Genomic DNA, 2384 nt, shown 5'->3' with positions numbered 1-2384 from the left:
CGAAGTCATGAACAAACTTGTTATTGTGGAATCACCAAGTAAAAGTAAAACAATTGAGCAATACCTTGGTAGTGAATACACTGTGTTATCTTCAAAAGGACACATTCGTGATTTAGCTATTAGTGGAGTAGGCGGACTAGGACTAGACATAGAAAATAATTTTACTCCCAAATACGACGTAATAAAAGAAAAGAAAAAAGTGGTAAGTGAATTAACAAAAGCTGCTAAAAATGCAGATGAATTATATCTTGCAACTGACCCGGACCGTGAAGGTGAGGCCATCAGTTGGCATTTAGCTGAAGTACTTGATGCTGCGAATAAACCGACTAAACGAGTTATCTTTAACGAGATTACTAAGTCAGCAGTATTAGATGCATTTAAAGAACCAAGAGATATAGATCTTGATTTAGTTTCATCTCAAGAAACAAGAAGAATCTTAGATAGAGTAATTGGTTTTAAACTAAGCAAATTATTACAGAACAAAATAAAATCTAAATCTGCTGGTCGTGTTCAAAGTGCTACATTGAAAATCTTAGTAGACAAAGAGGCAATTATCGATGCCTTTGTTGAAGAAGAGTACTGGAAAGTAAAAGCAATCTTCAAAGAGTTTGAAGCAGAACTACTTAAATATAAAAACAAAAATATCACTTTAGGTAACGAAGATGAAACTGATCTATTATTAAGAAAACTAGATGAAGAATTCGAAGTGACTAAAGTAGAATCTAAAGATAGAAAAAGAGAAACTAAATTACCATTTACTACTTCATCTTTACAACAAGAAGCTAGTAATAAACTAAACTTTAGCTCTCAAAAAACAATGTTGCTTGCTCAGAAACTATATGAAGGTATTGAGTTAGATTATGAGACTACTGGTCTTATTACGTATATGCGTACCGATTCATCAAGAATGAGTGATACATTTAGTACTCCTGCAATTGAGTATATTAAAGAGACATATGGTAAGGAATATGCTGGACGTGTAAAAGCAGCTAAACCTGCTAAAAAAGGTGTGAATATACAAGATGCCCATGAGGCAATCAGACCAACAAACTTCTTGAATACTCCAGAAAAAATGAAGAAATATCTAACAAAAGACGAGCATTCGTTATATGCTGTAATCTATAACAGAGCGATAGCATCATTAATGAAACCAGCAATAATCAAAAGCACAACAATGGAACTTACATCAAATGAAGTTATGTTCAAAGCAAGTGCACAAGAACTTGTATTTGACGGGTACTTAAAAGTGTATGGTAAATATGAGACTGTGCCTACAAGTGAACTACCAGTAATTGAAGTTGGTAGTAAAATAAAACCTGAATCAATTGATAAACAACAACATTTTACAAAACCACCAGCAAGATTTACCGAAGCTAGATTAATCAAAGAAATGGAAGACTTAGGAATAGGTAGACCATCTACGTATTCACAAACGATTTCTACTTTGAAAAAAAGAAAATATGTATCGGTTAAAGAAAAGAAATTTATTCCTACTGATCAAGGTAAATTAACAATAGAGAAATTAGATGAGTTTTTCGCTCAGATAATTAGTGTTGATTATACAGCTAGAATGGAAAAAGTTTTAGATGATATATCAACAGGAAATGAAGAACAGACAAATATTGTTTCAAGTTTCTATAACGCATTCATACCAATGGTAGATAACGCAAATAAAAATATGGAAAAACTAGCACCTAAATTTACTGGTGAGAAGTGTCCGAATTGTGGACATGATATGGTATTTAGAAGCTCAAGATATGGAACATTTGAAGCTTGTGGAGATTTCCCAACTTGTAAATACATTAAGCAAAAAGACGCAGTGAAAAAAGAAATAATTTCAACTGGAGTTAAATGTGCGAAATGTGCTGAAGGTGAGATTGTTGAACGTATGGCTAAGAGTGGTAAGAATAAAGGTAAGACATTCTATGCATGTAACAACTTTCCAAAATGTAAAAATATGTTATTCTATAAACCAACTGGTGAAATTTGTCCAGATTGTGGACAATTACTAATGGATGACAATAACGAAAAAATCATCTGTCAAGACACAAAAACTTGCGGATATTCAAGAGACAAATAGCATTGATAAACAAAAACGCATCCTTAACCAAGTAAAACGAATGGTCAATGGATGCGTTTTTTGATTTAATCGCTAAACAATGCGACGCTATTTGATAGTTGAACTATCAATGGTTAACCTTATAATTCACCTTAAAAGGTTGACAAACAATTGTCAAATATGGTATATTGAAGATGCGACAATGTCGCAACTTATCCCTTACATAGCATGGTGAATAATTTAATTATTCACACATCCCCTTCCTTAATCCGCCGAGAGGCGGATTTTCCCTATTTATAGGGTATTTTTTTTATAGTTATAGAGT

At 32.8% G+C, this 2384-nt stretch carries 1 protein-coding gene; it reads left to right on the top strand.

Annotation, left to right across the window (positions count from 1 at the left end; translation table 11 throughout):
• A partial coding sequence (topA, locus tag AC2LE6_RS08895) for a type I DNA topoisomerase (protein WP_484478905.1) occupies nucleotides 1–2080 on the top strand: 2080 nt, incomplete at its 5' end.
• Nucleotides 2081–2384: the final 304 nt, after the last annotated feature.

It is taken from the genome of Candidatus Izemoplasma sp., assembly GCF_982632705.1.
Note: the sequence above shows the minus strand (reverse complement) of the source record. Positions and strands in the feature narration are given on the sequence as shown.